Genomic DNA, 19802 nt, shown 5'->3' on the forward strand with positions numbered 1-19802 from the left:
CGACCGAAGCCGACGCCCTCTCCATCACGCGGTGCGGGTGGAGGGGTCTCGAACCCGTACCCGTAACGGTTCTCTGTGCCTTAGCGGCAGCGATATTTGTCGCGGTCGATCTCGCGGCCGAGCAGCGCGCCGCCCGCGGCGCCGAGCACGGTGCCGAGCAGCTTGTCGCCGTCGCCCGCGATCTCGTGGCCCGCGAGACCGCCGACCGCGCCGCCGATCAGCAGGCCGGTGGTGCCGTTGTCCTTCTTGCAGCGATAGCGGCCATCGCTACCGCGCCAGATGCGGGTGTTCGAATTGACGCGCTGGTCGCGCGCATAGGAACGATGATGGCGCTTCTTGCGATAGAAGCCGGCGTCCTGGTCGGCCTTGACGAAGACGTGACCCTGCGCCGGTGCCGCGGTCGAGATGCCGGCATAGGCGGGGGCGGTGGCGGCAACGCCGATCGCCGCGAACGCGCCCAGCAGGCTCTTGGTGAAATTACGCATTACAAGTCCTTTCCTGGTTCGACGCCTCGATCCCTTGTCGGCATCCGGGCGTTTCGGTGTGAGAACGGATGCAGGCTGAACTGCGTTGCATGAACCCAAGGCAACAAGACGAGCCGAGTGCTGGCGTCGACGAACCGAAAGGGTCTTGCCGGGCTTCGGACGGCGTGCGACACTATGCCCATGCTCAACATCGCTTCGATCGTCATCGGCGTTATCGCCTTGATTCTGGCCATTCCCGCCTTCATCCCGCTGCTCGGCTGGGCGAATTGGGTGGTGGTGCCGATCGCGGTGGTCGGGCTCGCGCTCGGCGCGATGTCGAACCGGACCAGCGGCCGCAACCTCAATATCGTCGTCATCGTCATCGGCGTGCTGCGCCTGATGATGGGCGGCGGCATCATCTGACCCCACCGACCGCAAGAGCAAGACCATGAACCGACCGCCGGCCCCCGCGGGGAGCGACCAGGGAGGGCTGCCCTACGCGTTGGGCGCCTATACGATCTGGGGCTTCGTCCCGCTTTTCTTCAAGCTGCTCGAAAGCGTGCCGCCGGTCGAGGTGCTGTCGCAGCGCATCATCTGGTCGCTGCCGCTCTGCTTCGTCATCATGCTCTTCCGCCGCCAGATCGGCGATTATCTGGCGGCGCTGAAGGACTGGCGCGTGCTGCGGCTGCTGCTCGCGAGCGCGCTGCTGATCGCGCTCAACTGGCTCGTCTACATCTATTCGATCTTCTCGGGTCACGTGCTCGCGTCGAGCCTCGGCTATTATCTCAATCCGCTGGTCAATGTGATGCTGGGCATGGTTTTCCTCGGCGAGCGGCTGAGCCGGCTGCAGGTGGTCGCGGTGGCGATCGCCGGGGTCGGGGTCGCCATCCTGCTCGCGGGCGCGCTCGACACGCTGTGGATCAGCCTGACGCTGGCGCTCAGCTTCGGCGTCTATGGCCTGCTCCGCAAGGTGGCGCCGGTCGGCGCGCTGCCGGGATTGGCGATCGAGACGACGCTGCTGTTCCTGCCCGCGCTCGCGATCGCGGCCTTCTATGTCCAGGCGGGCGACGGCGTCGGCTTCGGATCGGGCGGCGCGATCAGCTGGCTGCTCGTCTCGGCGGGCGCGGTGACCGCGATCCCGCTGCTGATGTTCGCGACAGCGGCGCGGCGGATGAGCTATGCGGCGCTCGGCTTCTGCCAGTATCTCGCGCCGAGCATCGTCTTCCTGCTCAGCCTCTTCCTGTTCGACGAGCCGCTGAAGCCTGCGCAGCTCTTCTGCTTCCTGCTGATCTGGATCAGCATCGCGGTGTTCAGCTTCGACATGTGGGTGAAGGCCCGCGCGCCGCGCGTGCCGCCGACGCCCTAGGACGGATCGACATTTAGCCCTGGCGGCCTGCAAATGGCGGCCTTCCGCGCTTCCGGTGCTCACGTGCCATTAGCACGCTGCGCTCCGGGTCGCGGAAAACCACCATTTTCGACTCGCCATCTTCTGAATGTCGATCCGTCCTAGACGATCCGCCAGCCGAGCGTTTCGCCGGCGTGGAAGGGAACGACTTCGCCGACCCGGTCGGGAACGACGGTTTCGCCGCGCTCGAGGGTGATGGTGCCCTCGTTGAGCGGCAGGCCGTAGAAGCGCGGACCATGTTCGCTCGCGAAGCCTTCGAACCGGTCGAGTGCGCCATCCTCGTCGAACGCCGTCACATAGGATTCGAGCGCGTAAGGCGCGTTGAAGATTCCCGCGCAGCCGCACGCCGCCTCCTTGGTGTGGACCGCGTGCGGCGCGCTGTCGGTGCCGAGGAAAAATTTGGGCGAACCCGAGGTGGCGGCGGCGCGCACCGCGAGGCGGTGATGCTCGCGCTTGGCGACGGGCAGGCAATAGGCGTGCGGCCGGATGCCGCCGACGAGCATCGCGTTGCGGTTGATGTGGAGATGCTGCGGGGTAATCGTCGCGGCGACATGGGCAGGCGCGTCGGCGACGAACTGCGCGGCCTCGGCGGTGGTGATATGTTCGAGGACGATCTTGAGTTCCGGCAGCGCCTTCACCAGCGGCGCGAGGGTGCGCTCGATGAACACCGCCTCGCGGTCGAAGATGTCGACCTCGGCATCGGTGACCTCGCCGTGGATCAGCAAGGGCATGCCGATGGCCTGCATGCGTTCGAGCACGGGCATGATGTTCGCGACGTCGGTGACGCCGTGCGCGCTGCCGGTCGTCGCATGCGCGGGGTAGAGTTTCGCGGCGGTGAAGACGCCCTCGGCATGGCCGCGCGCCATCTCGCCCGCGTCGCTGTGGTCGGTCAGATAGGCGACGATCAGCGGAGTGAAGTCGAGATCGGCGGGCACCGCGGCCCGGATGCGGTCGCGATAGGCGACGCCCTCGGCGGCCGTCGTCACCGGCGGCGCCAGGTTGGGCATCACGATCGCGCGCGCGAACTGGCGCGCCGTGTACGGAGCGACATGGGCCAGCATCGCGCCGTCGCGCAGATGCACGTGCCAGTCGTCGGGGCGGCGGATGGTCAGGCGGTCGGTCATACTGTCTCCCCCCTCCTCTTCAGGGGAGGGGCCGGGGGTGGGGTCTCGAAACATAGAGCAAGGCCGATGGACCCCACTCCAACCCCTTCCCTGAAGGGGAGGGGCTTTAAGTTGGCTCGCGCGCTCCCTATTGTCCGCTCATGTCTAACACAACCCTCAACGATCGTGCCCTCATCCGCCTGTCGGGCGACGATGTTCGCGGCTTCCTTCAGGGCCTCGTCACCAACGACGTGGCGGGCAATCTGCCGGTCTGGGCGGCGCTGCTGACGCCGCAGGGGAAAGTGCTGTTCGACTTCCTCATCTGGGGCGATGAGGACGATTTGCTGGTTGATTGCGAGCGCGAGGCCGCCGACGACCTTGTCAGGCGGCTGACCCTCTATCGCCTGCGCCGGGCGATCACCATCGCGCGCGAGGAGGGGCTCGCGGTGCATTGGGCGCCCTTTGGCGACCTCGGCGAACCCGACCCGCGGCTCGCCGATCTCGGCCAGCGCTGGCTCGGGTCGCCAGACGAGGGCGAGGGCGTCGACGCCGGCTGGCGCGCGCACCGGCTGCCGCTCGGCGTCACCGAAGGGCGCGCCGAGCTCGGCGACGGCACGACGCTGTGGCTCGAATGCAATGCCGCCGAGCTGAATGGCGTCAGCTTTTCCAAGGGCTGCTATGTCGGACAGGAGAATACCGCGCGGATGAACTGGCGGCAGAAGGTCAACCGGCGGCTGGTCGTGGTGCCGATCGCCGCGGCCGAACCAGCGCGGCAGATCGTCGCCTATCCCGAGCTCGGCTGGTCGGTCGAGCATCGCCGCGTCGAGACGATCGACGCCGCAAAGGCGCCGGGATGGCTGCGCGAAGGGCTGGCCGCGTCCGGTTCATGACGCATGCAGCCGGACGTGATATGATGCCGCCCATGCGTGCGCTTCTGATCCCGTCGGCACTGGTCGCCGCCTTCGCCGCCCTGCCGGCCGCAGCACAGGACTGCGCCGCGCCCCCTGCGCCGATCGCTGGCACGGCGCCGCTGGTGCCGATCGAGCCCGGACCCGCCACCGAACCCGCGAAGCTCGCACCGCTCGCCGCGGATTCGCCCTGGCTCGCGCGCTTCGTCGCGGCGGCGGACGAGCTGCTCCCCGCGCTGCGCTCGCGCGAACCCGCGCGCTGGCAGCCGCTGCTCGGCGGACGCTGGCTCGGCGCGGCCGAACGGCAGGCGGTCGCCGCGCTGCTCGCCGACCGCTGCGCCGCCTTCGCACCGCTGTTCGCGGCGTCGGAGCCTATCGAGCGCCGGATCTTCGGCTGGAGCGTTCCCGCCGCCTACAGTGCCGCCGACCGCGCCGAGATCGCGGCGCGGCCCGAGGCCGAGGCGCTGGTGTGCTGGGCCGCCGGGCAGGACGGCGCGGCGGCGTGGCCGGAAACCGCCGCCGAGGCGGACAACAGGGCGGGGCGGCCCTATGCCTGCGCGCGCATCACCTATTCGCTGCGCGGCGGCGCACCGACCTGGCGCGCCTTCGTCGAGCGCGGCTGAGCCCGCTTCGCGCTTAACCATTCCCCAACGCCGTTGTGCGAAAAGCGCGGCATGTTGGGGCGTTTTCTCGGTCTGGCCGCGGTGATCGCGGCGGCGTCGATCGGCATGGCGGGGATCGCCAGCCGCTCGGCCCCCGATCGCGCGCAGGCTTCTTTGGATTCGGACGACCGCAACAATAATTGGACGACCGAGCGCCGTGCCAAGGGTGGCTGGTCGCCGGCGCCGGTGGCGGCCGGAGCATCAGGCGAGGTCCGGCTCGACCGCGCGGGCGATTCGCATTTCTATGCCGACGCCGACGTCGACGGTGCGAGCATCCGGATGATGGTCGACAGCGGCGCCTCGATCGTCGCGCTGACCCGGCGCGATGCCGAGGCGATCGGCATCGACGTCGACCGCCTTCCCGTCGCGGGCAGCGCGCGCACCGCGGGCGGCGACGTGCCCGTGCGCCCGGTGATGCTGCGCAGCGTCGAGGTCGACGGTATCGAAGTGCGCGGCGTCGCGGCGGCGGTGGTCGATACCGACATGGGCGTCTCGCTGCTCGGCCAGAGCTATTTGTCGAAGCTCGACGCGGTGACGATCGAAGGCGACACGATGACGCTGCGGTAAGAGCCGCAGGTAACGCATTGACTCGCGCATCGGCACGGACCGATAAGGTGCGGGACGGGCCGACGCGGACGCCCGTTCAGACGGGTTCGTCCAAGTTCCGCTCCACCCGCCGCGTTCGCGGCGCTCGGAGCGTTATATGACGACCAACATCCCCGCCCCTGTCCACCCGTCGCGGCTGAGCCTGACCGCGCTGTTCCTGAAATTCCTGCGCTTCGGCGTCGCGCTGGCCGCCGCCTGGCGCCTCAAGGGCATGTGGGTGACGCCCGCGCTCGTGGCGGGCGGGGCCATCGCCGGCTGGCTGGTCATGCCGTAGAGTTGGGGGGCGACAACCCTTGCCATCCCCGCCGCTTTTCCCCACATCAGCGGCCATGAACGCTCCCAATCCGCCGCTGCGCGCCGCCGTCGTGCCCGTCACCGCCTTTCAGCAGAATTGCACCTTGCTCTGGTGCACCGAGACGAACAAGGCGGCCTTCGTCGATCCCGGCGGCGACCTCGACAAGCTGAAGGAGGCGGTGCGCCAGACCGGGGTCGAGGTCGAGAAGATCCTCGTCACCCACGGCCATATGGACCATTGCGGGCAGGCGGGGGTGCTCGCGAAGGAACTCGGCGTGCCGGTCGAGGGGCCGCACGAGGACGACCGCTTCTGGATCGAGCGGCTCGGCGAGGACGGCGCGCGCTTCGGCATGTCGGGCGAGCCGTTCGAGCCCGACCGCTGGCTCGTCGACGGCGACACCGTCACCGTCGGCAATCTGACGATCGACGTTATCCACACCCCCGGACACACGCCGGGGCACGTCGTCTTCTATCATCGCCCCTCGAAGCTGGCGATCGTCGGCGACGTCCTGTTCCAGGGCTCGATCGGCCGCACCGATTTTCCGCGCGGCGACCATCAGCAGCTGCTCGCATCGATCACCCAAAAGCTGTGGCCGCTCGGCGACGACACCGTCTTCCTGCCGGGGCACGGCCCGCACAGCAATTTCGCGCAGGAGCGGCGGACCAATCCCTATGTCGGCGATGCGGCGCTCGAAGCGTAGAATTTCCCCTCCCGCAAGCGGGAGGGGAGACCGTCAGTTCGGAGCGACGGCTTCGGTTTCCTGCACCTCGGTGGCAATGATCGTCGTCGGCGTCGTGTAGACCGCGACCAGCGCGGTGATCGCGAGCCCGGCCTGGGTGAGCATGGTGATGGCGGTCCCCGCCATGCGGCCCCACATCATCCCGTCCATGCCGAGCGCGTGGAGGATGCGGCCGACCAGATAGAGCGCGCCGACCGCCCACAGCCAGATCGACGAACCGAGTCCCAGTTCGACGAGAATGAGCAGGATCAGCACGAAGGCGGTGTTCTCGACATAATTGCTGTGCGCGCGCATCCGGCGGATCACCGCCTCGTTGCCGCCGTCGCCGACGAAGATCTTTTCCTTCGTCCGCACCCGGCCGACGCGCGTCGCGAGCCAGATGTTGAGCAGCGCCGCCCCCGCGGCGATCGTCAGGCTGATCGGCAACATCGTCATCGGCTTTCCCCTCCTGCGGTTATCGCGTCCGATGTGGCATTGTCGGGCGGAGCGGGCAAGCATTCCCGTGGCAAAGCCGTTCGAAAAGCGCGTGTGATTTTGCTGGTTTCGTCACCCCGGACTTGATCCGGCTTCCCGCTCGGCAGCGTGGAAAAGCGGGACCCCGGATCAAGTCCGGGGTGACTAGGAGGGTGGCCGAGCTTTACAAAGCCGGACAACGTCACCGCCGGCATTCCTCGGGGCTTGCCTTTGCGGGCAAAAACGCTATAGCCGCGCCCGATCCGGCACCCGACACCATCAGGCGTTGAGGCACCTTCCGGCGGAAGATTTTCCTGTCCTTTTCGAACGGGAACAGCCTTCGGCGCGGCGGGCGGGCCAGTCGTTTCCGGTAACGGGCACGACAAATCCGGGTTTGCCGATTCGTAACGAACAGTTTGAGAATACAGGATATATCATGGCCGTCCCCAAGCGAAAAACATCGCCCTCGAAGCGCGGCATGCGTCGCAGCCACGACAGCCTGAAGGTCGAAGCCTATCAGGAATGCCCGAACTGCGGCGAGCTGAAGCGTCCGCACAACCTCTGCAACGCTTGCGGCCATTATAACGGCCGCGAAGTGGTGGCCGGCGCTTAAGCCAAGCCGGAGAGCGTCCCGATGAGCCTGACACCGCGAATCGCGATCGATGCGATGGGCGGTGACGTCGGCGTCCGCGTGATGTGCGCGGGCGCGGCGATGGCGCGTCATCAGCACGACGGTCTCCGCTTTCTGCTTGTCGGCGACGAGACGCGGATCAAGACCGCGCTCGACAACCACCCGAACCTGCGCGCGGCGTCGGAGATCATCCACACCGACAAGGTCGTGTCGGGCGAGGACAAGCCGAGCCAGGCGCTGCGCAACGGCCGTGGCAGCTCGATGGGGCTCGCGATCGACGCGGTGAAGCGCGGCGACGCGGGCGGTGCGGTTTCGGCGGGCAACACCGGCGCGCTGATGGCGATGGCGAAGCTCGCGCTGCGCACGATGCCGGGGATCGACCGGCCGGCGCTCGCGGCGCTGCTGCCGTCGCTCGGCGACAATGACGTCGTCATGCTCGACCTGGGCGCCAACACCGATTGCGACGCGACCAACCTCGTCCAGTTCGCGGTGATGGGCGCCGCCTATGCGCGCACCGCGATGGGGCTCGAACGCCCGCGCGTCGCGCTGCTCAACATCGGCACCGAGGAACTGAAGGGCACCGACGAGATTCGCGACGCCGCCGCGATGCTGCGCGGCGCCGAGCACCTCCCGATGGAATTCACCGGCTTCATCGAGGGCGACAAATTGTCGCGCGGTCATGTCGACGTGGTCGTTCACGACGGCTTTTCGGGTAACATCGCATTGAAGACGATCGAGGGGACGGCGCGCTTCGTCACCGACCTGCTCCGCCGCGCCTTCACCTCGTCGGTTCGTTCGAAGATCGGCTTCCTGATCTCGCGCCCGGCGACCGAGTTGCTGCGCCACCATCTCGATCCCAATAATCACAATGGCGCCGTGTTCCTCGGCCTCAACGGCGTGGTGCTCAAGAGCCACGGCAGCGCCGATGCGAAGGGGGTCGCCAACGCGGTGCATCTGTGCGCCGAACTCGTCGAAAAGGATATCACGCGTCAGGTGACCGAGGATCTCGCCAATTTCCGCGGGAGCGCCGCAGCATGACGCTTCGCGCCATCCTCACCGGCACCGGCTCGGCGCTGCCGCGCACGCGCGTCTCGAACGAAGAGCTCGCGCGGCGCGTCGACACCAGCGACGAATGGATCGTCGAGCGCACCGGCATCCGTTTCCGCCATATCGCCGAGCCCGACGAGACGACGGCGACGCTTGCCGCCGCGGCCGCCAAGGAGGCGCTCGCCGCCGCGGGACTCGAGGCATCGGACATCGGGCTGATCATCGTCGCGACCGCGACCCCCGACAATACCTTCCCGGCGAGCGCGACCAAGGTGCAGGCGCTGCTCGGCGCGCCCGACTGCATCGCCTTCGACGTCGCCGCAGTCTGCTCGGGCTTTCTCTACGCGGTGTCGGTCGCCGATTCGATGCTGCGCACCGGCGCGGCAAAGCATGCCCTGGTCATCGGCTCCGAAACCTTCAGCCGCATCCTCGACTGGGAGGACCGCACGACCTGCGTACTGTTCGGCGACGGCGCCGGCGCGGTGGTGCTGTCGGCCGAGGAGGTCGCGGACGACCGCGGCATCCTCGCGACGCGGCTCCACGCCGAGGGGCAATATTGCGACATGCTCTATGTCGACGGCGGCCCCTCGACGACGGGAACCGTCGGCCATGTGCGGATGCAGGGGCGCGAGGTATTCCGCCACGCTGTCACCAACCTCGCCGCGGTGCTCGGCGAGGTTCTGGCCGACGTTGGACTCTCGCCGGCCGACATCGACTGGGTCGTGCCGCACCAGGCGAACAAGCGCATCATCGACGCGACCGCGAAGAAGCTCGGCCTTCCCGCCGAGCGCGTCGTGCTGACCGTCGATCAGCACGCCAACACGTCGGCGGCATCGGTGCCGCTCGCGCTCGATCTCGCGGTGCGCGACGGGCGAATCCGGCGCGGCGACCTCGTCGTGCTCGAGGCGATGGGCGGCGGCTTCACCTGGGGCGCGGCGGTCCTGCGGGTCTGAACCGGCCCTGCGGGCGTCGTCGAGACTGTTTCCGCGGCGTTCGTCGCTTCAACTTCTCTGTCCATCCGTTTCAGTTTTGCGGATTTATTCGCTTTTGTTACAACTATGCGCGGGACTCGTGACGGTGGGGGACCTTCCGGGAACCGGCTTCGGTTATCGCTTCAGGAGGGGAAGGGACGAACATGGCTGCAGGAACGCTTACCCGCGCCGACATCGCGGCGCGAATCAATCAGATGGTGGGGCTGTCGCGCAACGAATCGGCAACGATCGTCGAGAGCATCTTGTCGCACATGTCCGACGCGCTGTCCGACGGGCAGAATGTGAAGATTTCGGGCTTCGGCACCTTCGTGCTGCGCGACAAGGCGCAGCGCATCGGCCGCAATCCCAAGACCGGCATCGAGGTACCCATCCTGCCGCGCCGCGTGATGACCTTTCGCGCCAGCCAGGCGATGCGGGCCCGCGTCGCCGGTAGCTGAGCCGGGGATCGGCCATGCCCGATTTCGACGAGCGCGGCGACGGCGGCAAGGCGGCGGGTGCGATGCTGTCGATCGGCGAGCTCGCCGACCGGATCGGGGTGCCGACCCATGTGCTGCGCTATTGGGAAACGCGTTTTCCCGAGCTTCGGCCGCTTCAGCGCTCGGGCCGCCGTCGCTATTACCGCCCGGGGGACGTCGCGCTCGCCGAGCGCATTCATCATCTGCTGCATGTGAAGGGCTTCACCGTCGAAGGCGCGCGCAAGGCGCTGTCGGGCGGGGGCAAGGCTGAGGCGGTCGCCGCGCCCACGCCGCCTCTGGACACCGCGTCGTCGCCGGCCCCCGCCGCGGGCGGCGTGCCGCTCGCGGCGCTCGTCGCGCTTCGCCAGCGGCTGGCCGCGGCGCTCGACGCCGGCTGAGCCAAGAGTGCGTTCGGTTTTGATGGAATCAAAACCGGCACTCTAGATTCTTGTTTTACCGTGTTTTCCGAGTCGTCAGGTGATTCCACCTGACTTGAAAACACTCTAGTCGATCGCCGGCGACAGCGCCGGGTCGAGGTCGCGCGGGCGGATGAACAGCGCGAAGCGCGCCTGTCCCGCCTCGAGCGCGTGCCAATCGTCGATGTCGAGTTCGAGCCGCGCGAGCGCGGAAGTCGGCAGCTTTTCCTCGACCTCGGCGCGCAGCGCATCGCCCGCCGATTCGGGAACCAGCATCAGGATCAGATCCTCGAGCCCGGGATTATGCCCCGCGATCAGCACATGATCGGCGTCGTCGCCGGTGTCGCGGACCACGTCCATCAGCGTCGCCGCCGAGGCGAGATAGATGCGCCGGTCCCAGTGCGGCTCGATGGCCGCGAGCCCCGCTGCGGGCTGGAAGATGTCGAGCGTCTCGGTCACGCGCACCGCGGGCGAGGCGACGATGCGCTCGACGGGCAGCCCCTGCCGCTTCAGATACTGGCCGACCAGTTCGGCGCCGCGCCGGCCCCGCATATTGATCGGACGGTCGAAATCGCGCTCGACGGGGGCGTCCCAGCCCGATTTGGCGTGGCGCAGGATCGTCAACGTCTTCAAAATCTCTCCCCACCTGTCGGCGCTGTCCCCGAATCGCCGCCTTGTGCCGCAAACTCATGACGGTGGGAAGGCATATGCGCGGCCGCGCTGCGCGACATTGGCTGCGGCGACGTGATTCACCACTTCGTCGAGCGGCAGGCGGCGGATCGGCGTCCCTTCGGGAAAGGCGCCGAGCAGCCGTGATGGGAAGCTGGGCGAGAGCATCACGAACTGCCCGAAATCGTCGGCGCGGCGGATCAGCCGGCCGAACGCCTGCGCGATGCGGCCGCGGATCACCATATCGTCATAGGCGCCGCCGCCCTGCGCGGCGCGGCGCGCGGCGTGGAGGATCGTCGGGCGCGGCCAGGGCACCCCCTCCATGACGACGAGCCGCAGCGAATCACCGGGGACGTCGACGCCATCGCGCAAGGCATCGGTGCCGAGCAGCGAGGCGTGGGGGTCGGCGCGGAAGATGTCGACGAGCGTCCCGGTGTCGAGCGGGTCGACATGCTGAGCATAGAGCGGCAGGCCCGCGCGCGCGAGGCGGTCGGCGATGCGCGCATGGACGATGCGCAGCCGCCGGATCGCGCTGAACAGGCCGAGCGCCCCGCCGCCCGACGCCTCGATCAGCCGGCTGTAGGCGCCCGCGAGCGCGGGGAGGTCGCCGCGCGCGATGTCGGTGACGATCAGCACCTCCGACTGGCGCGCATAGTCGAAAGGGCTCGCGACGGCGAAATGCCCGACATGGCCGTCCATGTGCCGCGCCCCGGTGCGAATGTCGGCGTCGGCCCAGCCCGCGCCGGCATGATGCCCGCCGCGCAGCGTCGCCGAGGTGACGAGCACGCCCTGCGCCGGGCGGTAGACGATCTCGGCGACCGGACGTGCCGGGTCGAGCCAGTGGCGATGCAGGCCGCAATCATATTCGCGCCCGTCGAAACGGTCGACCGCGAGCCAGTCGACGAAATCGGGGTCGGCGGGCCCGCCGACGCGGCCGAGCAGCGACAGCCATGCGCCCAGCGTGTCGATCCGCGTGCCGAGGCTGGCGCGCGCGCCGTCGACGCGCGCGCGCGCCTGTCCGTCGAGCCAGTCGGGCGGGTCCTCGATCAACGCGTCGAGCCGCTTGCCGAGCGCGAGCAGCGGCCGCAGCAGCGCCTCGATCGCATCGCTCGCCGCGGCGGCGGCGCTCACCAGCGCGCCGTCGGGATCGGCGAGCTCGGTTTCGAGGCCGTAGCCGCTGTCGGCGCTCTTCGGATCGGCGCCGCGCGCATAGACCTGCGCGCGCACCGCCGCGAGCAGCCGCTCGATCGCGCCCCACGGGTCGTTCTCGGCGAGCCGCGCGAGCCAGCCGTCGCCGGGCAGTTCGGCGGCGGCGGCGATCGCCATCTGGATCGCCTGCTCGCCCGCCTCGTCATAGCTCGCGACGTCGGCGAGCCGCGCCGCGAGCCCGCGCCGCCGCCCGCGCGATTTGCCCTCGGGGCCCAGGATCCAGCGGCGGATCTCGACCGCTTCCTGCCCCGTCAGCGCCGCGGCGAACATCGAATCGGCGGCGTCCCACAGATGATGGCCCTCGTCGAAGATCAGCCGCGTCGCGGGGCCGCCACCGTCGCGCGGGCGCGCCGCCTGCACCATTGTCAGCGCATGATTGGCGATGATGATATCGGCCTGCGTTGCGGCGCGCGCCGAGCGCTCGATGAAGCATTTGCGGAAATGCGGGCAGCCCGCGTAGATGCACTCGCCGCGCCGGTCGGTGAGCGCGGTGGTGCCGTTGCGGCGGAACAGCGCGGGAAGCCAGCCGGGCAGGTCGCCGCCGATCATGTCGCCGTCGCGCGTATAGGCGGTCCAGCGCGCGACGAGCTGAGCGAGGATCGCAGCGCGGCCCGAAAAACCGCCCTGCAGCGCGTCCTCCAGGTTCAGGAGGCAGAGATAATTCTCGCGCCCCTTGCGCACCACGACCTTTTCGCGGTGCGTCGCGGCGTCGGGGTAGAGCTTTTCGGTCTCGCGCGCCAACTGGCGCTGCAGCGCCTTGGTGAAGGTCGAGATGCAGACCGCGCCCGCCGATGCGTCGATCCACTGCTTGGCGGGGGCGAGATAGCCCAGCGTCTTGCCGATCCCGGTGCCCGCCTCGGCCACCAGCATCTGCGGCGCGTCCTTGCGCTCGCGCGGTTCGAAAACGGCGGCGACGGCGCGGGCATAATCCTGCTGGCCGGGGCGGCGCTCGGCGCCGTCGCCGGTCAGCTGACCCAGCCGCGCCGCGACATCGGCCGCCTCGATGCGGACCTGACGCGGCGCCCCGCGCGGCGGTGCTTCCTCCCATTCGGGCAGGCGCGCGAACAGCCAGCGGTCGGCCTTGTCGGGCGTATCGAGTCGTGGCTGGACCAGCGGCGTCCACGGCCAGCGCTGCCGCGCGAGCGCCTGCAGACTATGCCACGCGCCTTCGCGCTCGGGCCAGCCGGGATCGCCGAGGCTGTCCAGCATCGCGGCGGCGGCGCGCGGCAGGAAGGCCGCGATCTCGGCCTCTGCCTTCGGCGGATCGATCCCGAGCGCGGCGGCAAAGCCCGCCGGCGTCGGGACCGCGAAGCGCGCGGGATAAAGAAAGGCGAAGAGTTCGAGCAGGTCGAGCCCCGACAGCTCGGGATAGCCCAACCGGTCGCCGGTCAGCGGCGCGCCGAGCAGCAGGTGCGGGGTCGCCGCGACCGCCGCGATCGCCTCCCCGCGCCCGACCCGCTGCACGCGCCCGGCGGCGTCGGCGATCCAGATGCCGACATGGCTCGCATGGATCGCGGGGAGGGAGAGGGGGACGGGGGCCATGCCCCGACGCTAGGGACAAAAGAGGAACGCGGCAAGGGCGCGAGAGCCTTGCGATACTCCTCTGAAAAGAAAGGGGCCGGGCCGGTGCCGGAAAGTTTCGCTGAGCCGGAGGTCGCTACCCGAACCGTCGAGAAGCCGGCCGATCGCTTTCTACATCCGGCGATGGCTGCGCATCGCGAAGCTGGAGGTGATGCGCGACACGCCGGGCAAGCGCGAGAGGATGTCGCGATGGAACGCACCATAATCGTCGATCCCGGCGATCTGGACGCGCAGGATATAGTCGCCGTCGCCGGTCATCAGATACCATTCCTGGATTTCGGGATGGCGGCGCAGCGCGGCCTCGAAGCGGACGAGATATTCCTCGGTCTGGCGTTCGAGCTCGATCTGGACGATCGCGATCGTGCCCTCGTCGGGCGCCGCGCCCGAGACGATCGCGGTATAGCCGCGGATCACGCCCGATTGTTCGAGCAGGCGCACGCGCCGCAGGCAGGCTGAGGGCGAAAGGCCGACCTCCGCGGCGAGCGCGCTGTTGGTGATACGCGCATCGAGGCGGAGGCGGGTCAGGATGCGCCGGTCGGCGTCGTCGAGCGCTTGCATATGGAAAATTCCAATTTTTCGCAGATTATGCCAATTTTATCGTAGTCAGCGCGGGGTTATACAGCGAATCGGCGAAATATAGAGGATAATATTCGCTATCTCCTGCCGCGGGAGAGCGATATGCAGCCATCATCTTGCCTCGAAGCCTGTTCGAGCCGCCTCGGCATCGACCTCGACGCGCTGCGCGCCAATTACCGGACGCTCGCCGAGCGTGTCGCGCCCGCGCGCTGCGGTGCTGTGGTCAAGGCGAACGCCTATGGCCTCGGTGTAGCGCGGGTCGGCGCCGCGCTTTATCGCGAGGGCTGCCGCACCTTCTTTGTCGCCCAGTTCTGCGAGGCGGAGCCGCTGGCGCGTACGATCGGCCCCGATGCCGCGATTTTCATCCTCAACGGGCTCGACCCGGGGAGCGAGGCGATGTGCGCCACTGCCGGCGCCGTCCCGGTGCTGAATTCACTGTCGCAGGCCGCGCGCTGGCGCGCCCACGCCCGCGCGATTGGCTGCGCGCTTCCTGCTGCGCTGCAGGTCGACAGCGGCATGTCGCGCCTCGGCCTGCCCGCGGACGATGCTATCGCGCTCGCCGCCGATCCCGCGCTGCCGCGCGATCTCGACCTCCGGCTGCTGATGACCCATCTCGCTTGCGCCGACGAACCCGGTCGCGCCGCGAACGCCGACCAGCTTGCGGCATTTCGCGCGGTCGCCGCCCATTTCCCGGCCGTGCCCGCCTCTATCGCCAATAGCGGGGGCGTCTTCCTGCCGACCGATTTTCATGGCGATATCGCACGCCCCGGGGTCGCGCTGTTCGGGGTGGACCCGGGACCGAACGCGCAAGGGCTGCGCCCCGTCGTCCGGCTCGACGCCCGCGTGCTCCAGATCCGCACCGTCGCGGCGGGAACGGGGGTCGGTTATGGTCTCGATCATATCGCTCCCGCGCCGCAGCGGCTCGCGACGATCGCGCTCGGCTACGCCGACGGCTGGCCGCGCTGCCTCGGCGGCGTCGGCGCCGCCTGGCACGGCGGCGCGCGGCTGCCGATTGTCGGGCGCGTGTCGATGGACAGCCTGACCGTCGACATCGGCGCGCTGGCCGAAGATGATCTCGCCGAGGGCGATTTCGTCGAGCTTCTGGGGCCGTCGCAATCGCTCGCCGACGTCGCGCGCGACGCCGGCACCATCGCCTATGAGATATTGACGCGGCTCGGCGCGCGTCACGCGCGCATCCTTGTCGAGGACGGCCACGCCGAGATCGTCCTGCCGGGGGAAAATCCATGAAGGTCATCGTTCTGGGCGCGGGCGTCGTCGGCGTCACTTCGGCCTGGTATCTCGCCGAGGCGGGGCACGAGGTGGTGCTCGTCGATCGCCAGCCGGGGCCGGCGCTGGAAACCAGCTTCGCCAACGCGGGCGAGATTTCGCCGGGCTATGCCTCGCCATGGGCGGCGCCGGGCATTCCGGCGAAGGCGCTGCGCTGGCTGTTCATGAAGCATGCGCCGCTGATCATCGAGCCGCGGCCCGACATGGCGATGCTGCGCTGGACCCTCGCGATGCTGCGCAACTGCACCGCGGCACGCTACGCGCTCAACAAGAGCCGCATGGTGCGGCTCGCCGAGTTCAGCCGCGACGAACTCGTCGCGCTGCGCGGTCGGCTCGGCCTCGACTATGACCAGCGCTCGCAGGGCACGCTCCAGCTTTTCCGCACCGAGAAACAGCTCGACGCGAGCGCCGGCGACATCGCGGTGCTGCAGAATTATGGCGTGCCCTACGAACTGCTCGACCGCGACGGCTGTATCGGCGCCGAGCCCGGCCTCGCCGCCACGCGCGACCGCTTCCTCGGCGGATTGCGCCTGCCGCACGACGAGACCGGCGACTGCCATATCTTCACCAACAAGCTCGCCGCGCTGCTGCCCGCGAAGGGCGTCGATCTGCGCTACGACACGCGGATCGAGGGGATCGAGAAGGAGGGCGACCGCATCGCCGCGGTCCATACCGACGCGGGACCACTGCACGGCGATGCCTATCTGGTCGCGCTTGCGAGCTATTCCCCCGCGCTGCTGCGGCCGCTGGGACTGCGCCTCCCCATTTATCCGGTGAAGGGCTATTCGATCACGCTGCCGGTCGCCGATCCCGAACGCGCGCCGGTCTCGACGCTGCTCGACGAAAGCTACAAGATCGCGATCACCCGGCTCGGCAACCGGATCCGCGTCGGGGGGATGGCCGAGCTCTCTGGCTTCAACCGCGCGCTTCCGGCGCGGCGCGAGGGCACGTTGCGCCATTCGCTGAACGACCTGTTCCCGGGCGCCGCCGACAATGAAGCGTCGTCGAATTTCTGGAGCGGGCTGCGTCCGATGACCCCTGACAGCACGCCGATCGTCGGGGCGACGCCGATTTCGAACCTGTTTCTCAACGCGGGGCATGGCACTTTGGGCTGGACGATGGCATGCGGCTCGGGCCGCCTGATCGCCAGCCTCATCGGCGGAGAGGCTCCGCCGATCGATCCCGATGGGCTGGGGTTCGACCGTTATTCGCACTGAACCCAAAAGGAGAGACCAATATGAGTATCGAGCGCCTTCATTCGGGCCCGCGCATGAGCCAGGCCGTGATCCACGGCGGCATCGTCCACCTCGCCGGCCAGGTCGGCGCGCCGGGCGAGGATGCGACCGCGCAGACGCGCGCGGTGCTCGCGCAGGTCGACAGCCTGCTCGCCGAGGCCGGCACCGACAAGTCGCGCCTGCTGACCGCGACGATCTGGCTTGCCGACATGGCCGATTTCGGCGCGATGAACGCGGTGTGGGAAGAGTGGATCGGCGGCGCCAATGCCCCGACCCGCGCGACCGGTGAGGTCCGGCTTGCGACCCCCGACTATAAGGTCGAGGTGATCGTCACCGCCGCCCTGGCCTGAACCGGGGCTGGGCTGCCGGGTGCCGCGCGGATTCCCGCTGACGATCCTCAGTTCAACCCGCGGCGCCCGAAGCCCGTCGGGCGCATGGCCCGGAAAATCTGCCCTGGATCGACCATCGCCGCGCCGCGCGCGCGTTCGAGCGCCTTGTGGAGCGGGCCGTGGGTCAGTTCATAGGGGAAGCGTACCCCCATGCGGTCGACTTCGGACCACATGACGACGGCATAGACGGTCTGGCCGCCATAATGGATCTCGCAGCGCGAGCGCGCGGGCAGGCTTGCGCCGTCGATGCGCGCGCCGCCTTCGGACAGGTCGATGATCCGCCCCTCGACATGATTGAGGACGCCGTTGACGACGATGTCGAGGTCGACGGCGGTGCGCCTGTGATGGCGCGGTGTACGGGGCAGGGAGCTGGTCATGCGGCGACGCTACGGCAAAGATGGTAAATTTCGGGTAACCATGATCGCGATCCGCGCGGCAATTTTGCCTTTCGAAACCCGCCATCTTGCCGCTATGGGCGCGGCATGACCGATTTGCACCTTCACCCGTCGCTGCGCGAGCCCGCGCAAACGTCCAAGGCCTGGCCGTTCGAGGAAGCGCGCAAGCTGGTCAAACGCTATCCCGATGGCAAGCCGGGCGGCGAACCCATGCTGTTCGAGACCGGCTATGGCCCGTCGGGCCTGCCGCATATCGGCACCTTCAACGAGGTGCTGCGCACGACGATGGTGCGCCGCGCCTATGAGGCGTTGACCGGCGGCGCGGCGACGCGCCTCGTTGCGTTCAGCGACGACATGGACGGTCTGCGCAAGGTTCCCGACAATGTGCCCAACGGCGACATGCTGCGCGAATATCTGGGCAAGCCGCTGACCGCGATCCCCGATCCGTTCGGAAAGTATGAAAGTTTCGCGCATCATAACAATGCGATGCTGCGCGAATTTCTCGACCGTTTCGGCTTCGACTATGAATTCGTCAGCTCGACCGAACGCTACCGGTCGGGGGCGTTCGACGACGCGCTGAGGAATGTCCTGCGCCACAATCAGGACATCCTCGATATCATGCTGCCGACGCTGCGCGCCGAGCGCGCGGCGACCTATTCGCCGATCCTGCCGGTGAGTCCGAAGTCGGGAATCGTATTGCAGGTCCCGGTGACGGTGGTCGACGCCGACGCCGGACTCGTCTCGTTCGAGGACGAGGGCGAGACGGTCACGCACAACATCCTGTCGGGCGGGGCCAAGCTGCAATGGAAGGTCGATTGGGCGATGCGCTGGGTCGCATTGGGCGTCGATTACGAGATGTACGGCAAGGACCTGACCGACAGCGGCGTACAGTCGGGCAAGATCGCGAAGGCGCTCGGCGGACGCAAGCCCGAGGGGCTGATCTACGAGATGTTCCTCGACGAAAAGGGCGAGAAGATATCGAAGTCGAAGGGCAACGGCCTCAGCCTCGAACAATGGCTCGACTATGGCAGCGAGGAAAGCCTCGCCTTCTATATCTATCGCGAACCCAAGTCGGCGAAGCAGCTCCACATCGGGGTGATCCCGAAGGCGGTCGACGAATATCTCCAGATGCGCGGCCATTATCCGGCGCAGGAAGCCGACAAGAAGCTCGGCAATCCCGTGCATCATGTTCATGTCGCGCGCGGCGAGGATATGCCGGATACGGTGCTGCCGGTCACCTTCGGGCTGCTCCTCAACCTTGTCGGGGTGATGGGTGCCGACGCGTCGAAGGATCAGATCTGGCGCTATCTCGGCCAATATGTCGCGGGCGCGAATGCGGACAGCTATCCCGAACTCGACCGGCTGATCGACAATGCGATGGCGTACAACCGCGACTTCGTCGCACCGACGCTGAAGCGCCGCAAGCCGCAGGGCGGCGAAGGCGCGGCACTGCGCGAACTCGACGACAAACTCGCGGCGCTTCCTGCCGATGCCTCGGCCGACGATATCCAGAATATCGTCTATGAGATTGGCAAGAACGAGGTCTATGGCTTTGAAAATCTGCGAGATTGGTTCAAGGCGCTCTACGAGACCCTGCTCGGATCGAGTGCGGGCCCGCGCATGGGCAGCTTCATCGCGCTGTTCGGGGTGGAGAATACGCGGCGGCTAATCGCCGAGGCTTTGGCGTGAAACGGAACGTCATTGCGAGCGAAGCGAAGCAATCCCCAGCCATCGGCCATGCACTAAGGCCGAGAGCTGGAGATTGCTTCGTCGCTGCGCTCCTCGCAATGACCAAGGGGTGCTTATGATCGACATCTTCACCACCGGCGGGACGATCGACAAGGTCTATTTCGACGCCCTGTCGGAGTTCCAGATCGGTCCCGCGGCGATCCCCGACATGCTGCGCGAGAATAATGTCCATGTCCCGCACCGCGTCACCCAGCTCATGCGCAAGGACAGCCTCGAACTCACCGATGCCGACCGCGAGGCGATCCGCGCCGCGGTGGCGGCGAGCGACGCCGCGCGCATCCTCGTCACCCACGGCACCGACACGATGGTCGTCACCGGGCGGGTGCTCGCGGGGATCGCGGGCAAGACGATCGTGATGACCGGCGCGATGCAGCCGGCGTCGGTGCGCGCGAGCGATGCCGAGTTCAACGTCGGCTTCGCGCTCGCCGCGGCGCAGACGCTGCCGCCGGGGGTCTATATCGCGATGAACGGGATGATCTTCGACCCCGCGACGACGGTGAAGGACCGCGCCGGGGCGCGCTTCGTCGCCGAATAGG

Annotated in this window: 24 protein-coding genes; 17 read left to right on the forward strand and 7 right to left on the reverse strand. The window is 68.2% G+C overall.

The features are described from left to right. Positions 1-80: 80 nt before the first annotated feature. Positions 81-485, reverse strand: a complete 405-nt coding sequence (locus ACOTSS_RS05565; protein ID WP_448690529.1) for a glycine zipper 2TM domain-containing protein — start codon at positions 483-485, stop codon at positions 81-83. A 180-nt stretch (positions 486-665) separates the two neighbouring features. Between ACOTSS_RS05565 and ACOTSS_RS05570 the strand changes: the two genes are divergently transcribed. Together ACOTSS_RS05570 and rarD are read left to right on the forward strand one after the other, a co-directional pair. Then, positions 666-887, forward strand: a complete 222-nt coding sequence (locus ACOTSS_RS05570) for a hypothetical protein (RefSeq protein ID WP_448690530.1) — start codon at positions 666-668, stop codon at positions 885-887. A 25-nt stretch (positions 888-912) separates the two neighbouring features. Continuing rightward, complete coding sequence (rarD, locus tag ACOTSS_RS05575) at positions 913-1830, forward strand: EamA family transporter RarD (protein WP_448690531.1); 918 nt, start codon at positions 913-915, stop codon at positions 1828-1830. Positions 1831-1970: 140 nt separating this feature from the next. Here rarD and pyrC read toward each other — a convergent pair whose 3' ends face one another. Further along, positions 1971-2993, reverse strand: coding sequence for a dihydroorotase (gene pyrC, locus ACOTSS_RS05580; protein ID WP_448690532.1), 1023 nt, complete (start codon positions 2991-2993; stop codon positions 1971-1973). Between the two features lie 140 nt (positions 2994-3133). Between pyrC and ygfZ the strand changes: the two genes are divergently transcribed. From ygfZ to ACOTSS_RS05605, 5 genes are all read left to right on the forward strand, one after another. Continuing rightward, entirely contained in the window at positions 3134-3862 is a 729-nt protein-coding gene (gene ygfZ / locus ACOTSS_RS05585; protein ID WP_448690533.1) for a CAF17-like 4Fe-4S cluster assembly/insertion protein YgfZ, read from the forward strand. Between the two features lie 32 nt (positions 3863-3894). After that, positions 3895-4503, forward strand: coding sequence for a hypothetical protein (locus ACOTSS_RS05590; protein ID WP_448690534.1), 609 nt, complete (start codon positions 3895-3897; stop codon positions 4501-4503). 51 nt (positions 4504-4554) lie between these two features. Continuing rightward, positions 4555-5109 (forward strand): retropepsin-like aspartic protease family protein, encoded by a 555-nt coding sequence (locus ACOTSS_RS05595; protein WP_448690535.1) that lies wholly within the window; start codon positions 4555-4557, stop codon positions 5107-5109. A 136-nt stretch (positions 5110-5245) separates the two neighbouring features. Beyond that, positions 5246-5422 (forward strand): hypothetical protein, encoded by a 177-nt coding sequence (locus tag ACOTSS_RS05600; RefSeq protein ID WP_448690536.1) that lies wholly within the window; start codon positions 5246-5248, stop codon positions 5420-5422. A gap of 55 nt (positions 5423-5477) precedes the next feature. After that, positions 5478-6143, forward strand: coding sequence for an MBL fold metallo-hydrolase (locus ACOTSS_RS05605; RefSeq protein ID WP_303620931.1), 666 nt, complete (start codon positions 5478-5480; stop codon positions 6141-6143). A gap of 33 nt (positions 6144-6176) precedes the next feature. On the opposite strand, the gene ACOTSS_RS05610 is transcribed toward ACOTSS_RS05605, so the two are convergent. Further along, on the reverse strand, positions 6177-6617 hold the full coding sequence (locus ACOTSS_RS05610) for an MAPEG family protein (protein ID WP_448690537.1): 441 nt from the start codon (positions 6615-6617) through the stop codon (positions 6177-6179). Between the two features lie 454 nt (positions 6618-7071). Between ACOTSS_RS05610 and rpmF the strand changes: the two genes are divergently transcribed. From rpmF to ACOTSS_RS05635, 5 genes are all read left to right on the forward strand, one after another. Next, complete coding sequence (gene rpmF, locus ACOTSS_RS05615; RefSeq protein WP_095383514.1) at positions 7072-7248, forward strand: 50S ribosomal protein L32; 177 nt, start codon at positions 7072-7074, stop codon at positions 7246-7248. A 21-nt stretch (positions 7249-7269) separates the two neighbouring features. Beyond that, positions 7270-8304: a phosphate acyltransferase PlsX gene (gene plsX / locus ACOTSS_RS05620; RefSeq protein WP_448690538.1), complete on the forward strand. Its 1035-nt coding sequence runs from the start codon at positions 7270-7272 to the stop codon at positions 8302-8304. Beyond that, a complete protein-coding gene (locus ACOTSS_RS05625) occupies positions 8301-9266 on the forward strand; it encodes a beta-ketoacyl-ACP synthase III (protein WP_448690539.1) in 966 nt (321 codons plus the stop codon). The genes plsX and ACOTSS_RS05625 overlap by 4 nt, the downstream gene beginning before the upstream one ends. A gap of 182 nt (positions 9267-9448) precedes the next feature. After that, the gene (locus ACOTSS_RS05630; RefSeq protein ID WP_448690540.1) at positions 9449-9742 is read left to right on the forward strand and encodes an integration host factor subunit alpha; all 294 of its coding nucleotides are present in this window, start codon (positions 9449-9451) and stop codon (positions 9740-9742) included. Positions 9743-9756: 14 nt separating this feature from the next. Next, complete coding sequence (locus tag ACOTSS_RS05635) at positions 9757-10158, forward strand: MerR family transcriptional regulator (RefSeq protein ID WP_448690541.1); 402 nt, start codon at positions 9757-9759, stop codon at positions 10156-10158. A 105-nt stretch (positions 10159-10263) separates the two neighbouring features. On the opposite strand, the gene ACOTSS_RS05640 is transcribed toward ACOTSS_RS05635, so the two are convergent. The 3 genes from ACOTSS_RS05640 to ACOTSS_RS05650 form a co-directional block, all read right to left on the reverse strand. Next, entirely contained in the window at positions 10264-10809 is a 546-nt protein-coding gene (locus ACOTSS_RS05640; RefSeq protein ID WP_448690542.1) for a SixA phosphatase family protein, read from the reverse strand. 54 nt (positions 10810-10863) lie between these two features. After that, complete coding sequence (locus ACOTSS_RS05645) at positions 10864-13596, reverse strand: ATP-dependent DNA helicase (protein WP_448690543.1); 2733 nt, start codon at positions 13594-13596, stop codon at positions 10864-10866. Positions 13597-13746: 150 nt separating this feature from the next. After that, positions 13747-14193 (reverse strand): Lrp/AsnC family transcriptional regulator, encoded by a 447-nt coding sequence (locus tag ACOTSS_RS05650; RefSeq protein ID WP_448690544.1) that lies wholly within the window; start codon positions 14191-14193, stop codon positions 13747-13749. 120 nt (positions 14194-14313) lie between these two features. Here ACOTSS_RS05650 and alr point away from each other — a divergent pair, with 120 nt between their 5' ends. Genes alr through ACOTSS_RS05665 form a run of 3 tightly spaced genes read left to right on the forward strand, consistent with a single transcriptional unit; the run spans position 14314 to position 17083 of the window. After that, positions 14314-15459: an alanine racemase gene (gene alr / locus ACOTSS_RS05655; protein ID WP_448690545.1), complete on the forward strand. Its 1146-nt coding sequence runs from the start codon at positions 14314-14316 to the stop codon at positions 15457-15459. Continuing rightward, the gene (locus tag ACOTSS_RS05660) at positions 15456-16715 is read left to right on the forward strand and encodes a D-amino acid dehydrogenase (RefSeq protein ID WP_448690546.1); all 1260 of its coding nucleotides are present in this window, start codon (positions 15456-15458) and stop codon (positions 16713-16715) included. The genes alr and ACOTSS_RS05660 overlap by 4 nt, the downstream gene beginning before the upstream one ends. 20 nt (positions 16716-16735) lie before the next feature. After that, positions 16736-17083 carry a RidA family protein gene (locus ACOTSS_RS05665; protein WP_448690547.1) on the forward strand — a complete coding sequence of 116 codons (348 nt, stop codon included), beginning with the start codon at positions 16736-16738 and terminating at the stop codon, positions 17081-17083. 47 nt (positions 17084-17130) lie between these two features. Here ACOTSS_RS05665 and ACOTSS_RS05670 read toward each other — a convergent pair whose 3' ends face one another. Then, the gene (locus ACOTSS_RS05670) at positions 17131-17499 is read right to left on the reverse strand and encodes a PilZ domain-containing protein (protein ID WP_448690548.1); all 369 of its coding nucleotides are present in this window, start codon (positions 17497-17499) and stop codon (positions 17131-17133) included. Positions 17500-17604: 105 nt separating this feature from the next. Here ACOTSS_RS05670 and ACOTSS_RS05675 point away from each other — a divergent pair, with 105 nt between their 5' ends. Both ACOTSS_RS05675 and ACOTSS_RS05680 read left to right on the forward strand, forming a co-directional pair. Further along, the gene (locus ACOTSS_RS05675; RefSeq protein ID WP_448690549.1) at positions 17605-19206 is read left to right on the forward strand and encodes a lysine--tRNA ligase; all 1602 of its coding nucleotides are present in this window, start codon (positions 17605-17607) and stop codon (positions 19204-19206) included. Positions 19207-19321: 115 nt separating this feature from the next. After that, on the forward strand, positions 19322-19801 hold the full coding sequence (locus ACOTSS_RS05680) for an asparaginase domain-containing protein (RefSeq protein ID WP_448690550.1): 480 nt from the start codon (positions 19322-19324) through the stop codon (positions 19799-19801). Position 19802 lies beyond the last annotated feature (1 nt).

Source organism: Sphingopyxis sp. NJF-3 (assembly GCF_053514865.1).

Bases quoted from the DNA above. Each gene is read 5' to 3' on its own strand.
- ACOTSS_RS05565 (WP_448690529.1), bottom strand. From the start codon at position 485: ATGCGTAATTTCACCAAGAGCCTGCTGGGCGCGTTCGCGGCGATCGGC.
- ACOTSS_RS05570 (WP_448690530.1), top strand. From the start codon at position 666: ATGCTCAACATCGCTTCGATCGTCATCGGCGTTATCGCCTTGATTCTG.
- rarD (WP_448690531.1), top strand. From the start codon at position 913: ATGAACCGACCGCCGGCCCCCGCGGGGAGCGACCAGGGAGGGCTGCCC.
- pyrC (WP_448690532.1), bottom strand. From the start codon at position 2,993: ATGACCGACCGCCTGACCATCCGCCGCCCCGACGACTGGCACGTGCAT.
- ygfZ (WP_448690533.1), top strand. From the start codon at position 3,134: ATGTCTAACACAACCCTCAACGATCGTGCCCTCATCCGCCTGTCGGGC.
- ACOTSS_RS05590 (WP_448690534.1), top strand. From the start codon at position 3,895: ATGCGTGCGCTTCTGATCCCGTCGGCACTGGTCGCCGCCTTCGCCGCC.
- ACOTSS_RS05595 (WP_448690535.1), top strand. From the start codon at position 4,555: ATGTTGGGGCGTTTTCTCGGTCTGGCCGCGGTGATCGCGGCGGCGTCG.
- ACOTSS_RS05600 (WP_448690536.1), top strand. From the start codon at position 5,246: ATGACGACCAACATCCCCGCCCCTGTCCACCCGTCGCGGCTGAGCCTG.
- ACOTSS_RS05605 (WP_303620931.1), top strand. From the start codon at position 5,478: ATGAACGCTCCCAATCCGCCGCTGCGCGCCGCCGTCGTGCCCGTCACC.
- ACOTSS_RS05610 (WP_448690537.1), bottom strand. From the start codon at position 6,617: ATGACGATGTTGCCGATCAGCCTGACGATCGCCGCGGGGGCGGCGCTG.
- rpmF (WP_095383514.1), top strand. From the start codon at position 7,072: ATGGCCGTCCCCAAGCGAAAAACATCGCCCTCGAAGCGCGGCATGCGT.
- plsX (WP_448690538.1), top strand. From the start codon at position 7,270: ATGAGCCTGACACCGCGAATCGCGATCGATGCGATGGGCGGTGACGTC.
- ACOTSS_RS05625 (WP_448690539.1), top strand. From the start codon at position 8,301: ATGACGCTTCGCGCCATCCTCACCGGCACCGGCTCGGCGCTGCCGCGC.
- ACOTSS_RS05630 (WP_448690540.1), top strand. From the start codon at position 9,449: ATGGCTGCAGGAACGCTTACCCGCGCCGACATCGCGGCGCGAATCAAT.
- ACOTSS_RS05635 (WP_448690541.1), top strand. From the start codon at position 9,757: ATGCCCGATTTCGACGAGCGCGGCGACGGCGGCAAGGCGGCGGGTGCG.
- ACOTSS_RS05645 (WP_448690543.1), bottom strand. From the start codon at position 13,596: ATGGCCCCCGTCCCCCTCTCCCTCCCCGCGATCCATGCGAGCCATGTC.
- ACOTSS_RS05650 (WP_448690544.1), bottom strand. From the start codon at position 14,193: ATGCAAGCGCTCGACGACGCCGACCGGCGCATCCTGACCCGCCTCCGC.
- alr (WP_448690545.1), top strand. From the start codon at position 14,314: ATGCAGCCATCATCTTGCCTCGAAGCCTGTTCGAGCCGCCTCGGCATC.
- ACOTSS_RS05660 (WP_448690546.1), top strand. From the start codon at position 15,456: ATGAAGGTCATCGTTCTGGGCGCGGGCGTCGTCGGCGTCACTTCGGCC.
- ACOTSS_RS05665 (WP_448690547.1), top strand. From the start codon at position 16,736: ATGAGTATCGAGCGCCTTCATTCGGGCCCGCGCATGAGCCAGGCCGTG.
- ACOTSS_RS05670 (WP_448690548.1), bottom strand. From the start codon at position 17,499: ATGACCAGCTCCCTGCCCCGTACACCGCGCCATCACAGGCGCACCGCC.
- ACOTSS_RS05675 (WP_448690549.1), top strand. From the start codon at position 17,605: ATGACCGATTTGCACCTTCACCCGTCGCTGCGCGAGCCCGCGCAAACG.
- ACOTSS_RS05680 (WP_448690550.1), top strand. From the start codon at position 19,322: ATGATCGACATCTTCACCACCGGCGGGACGATCGACAAGGTCTATTTC.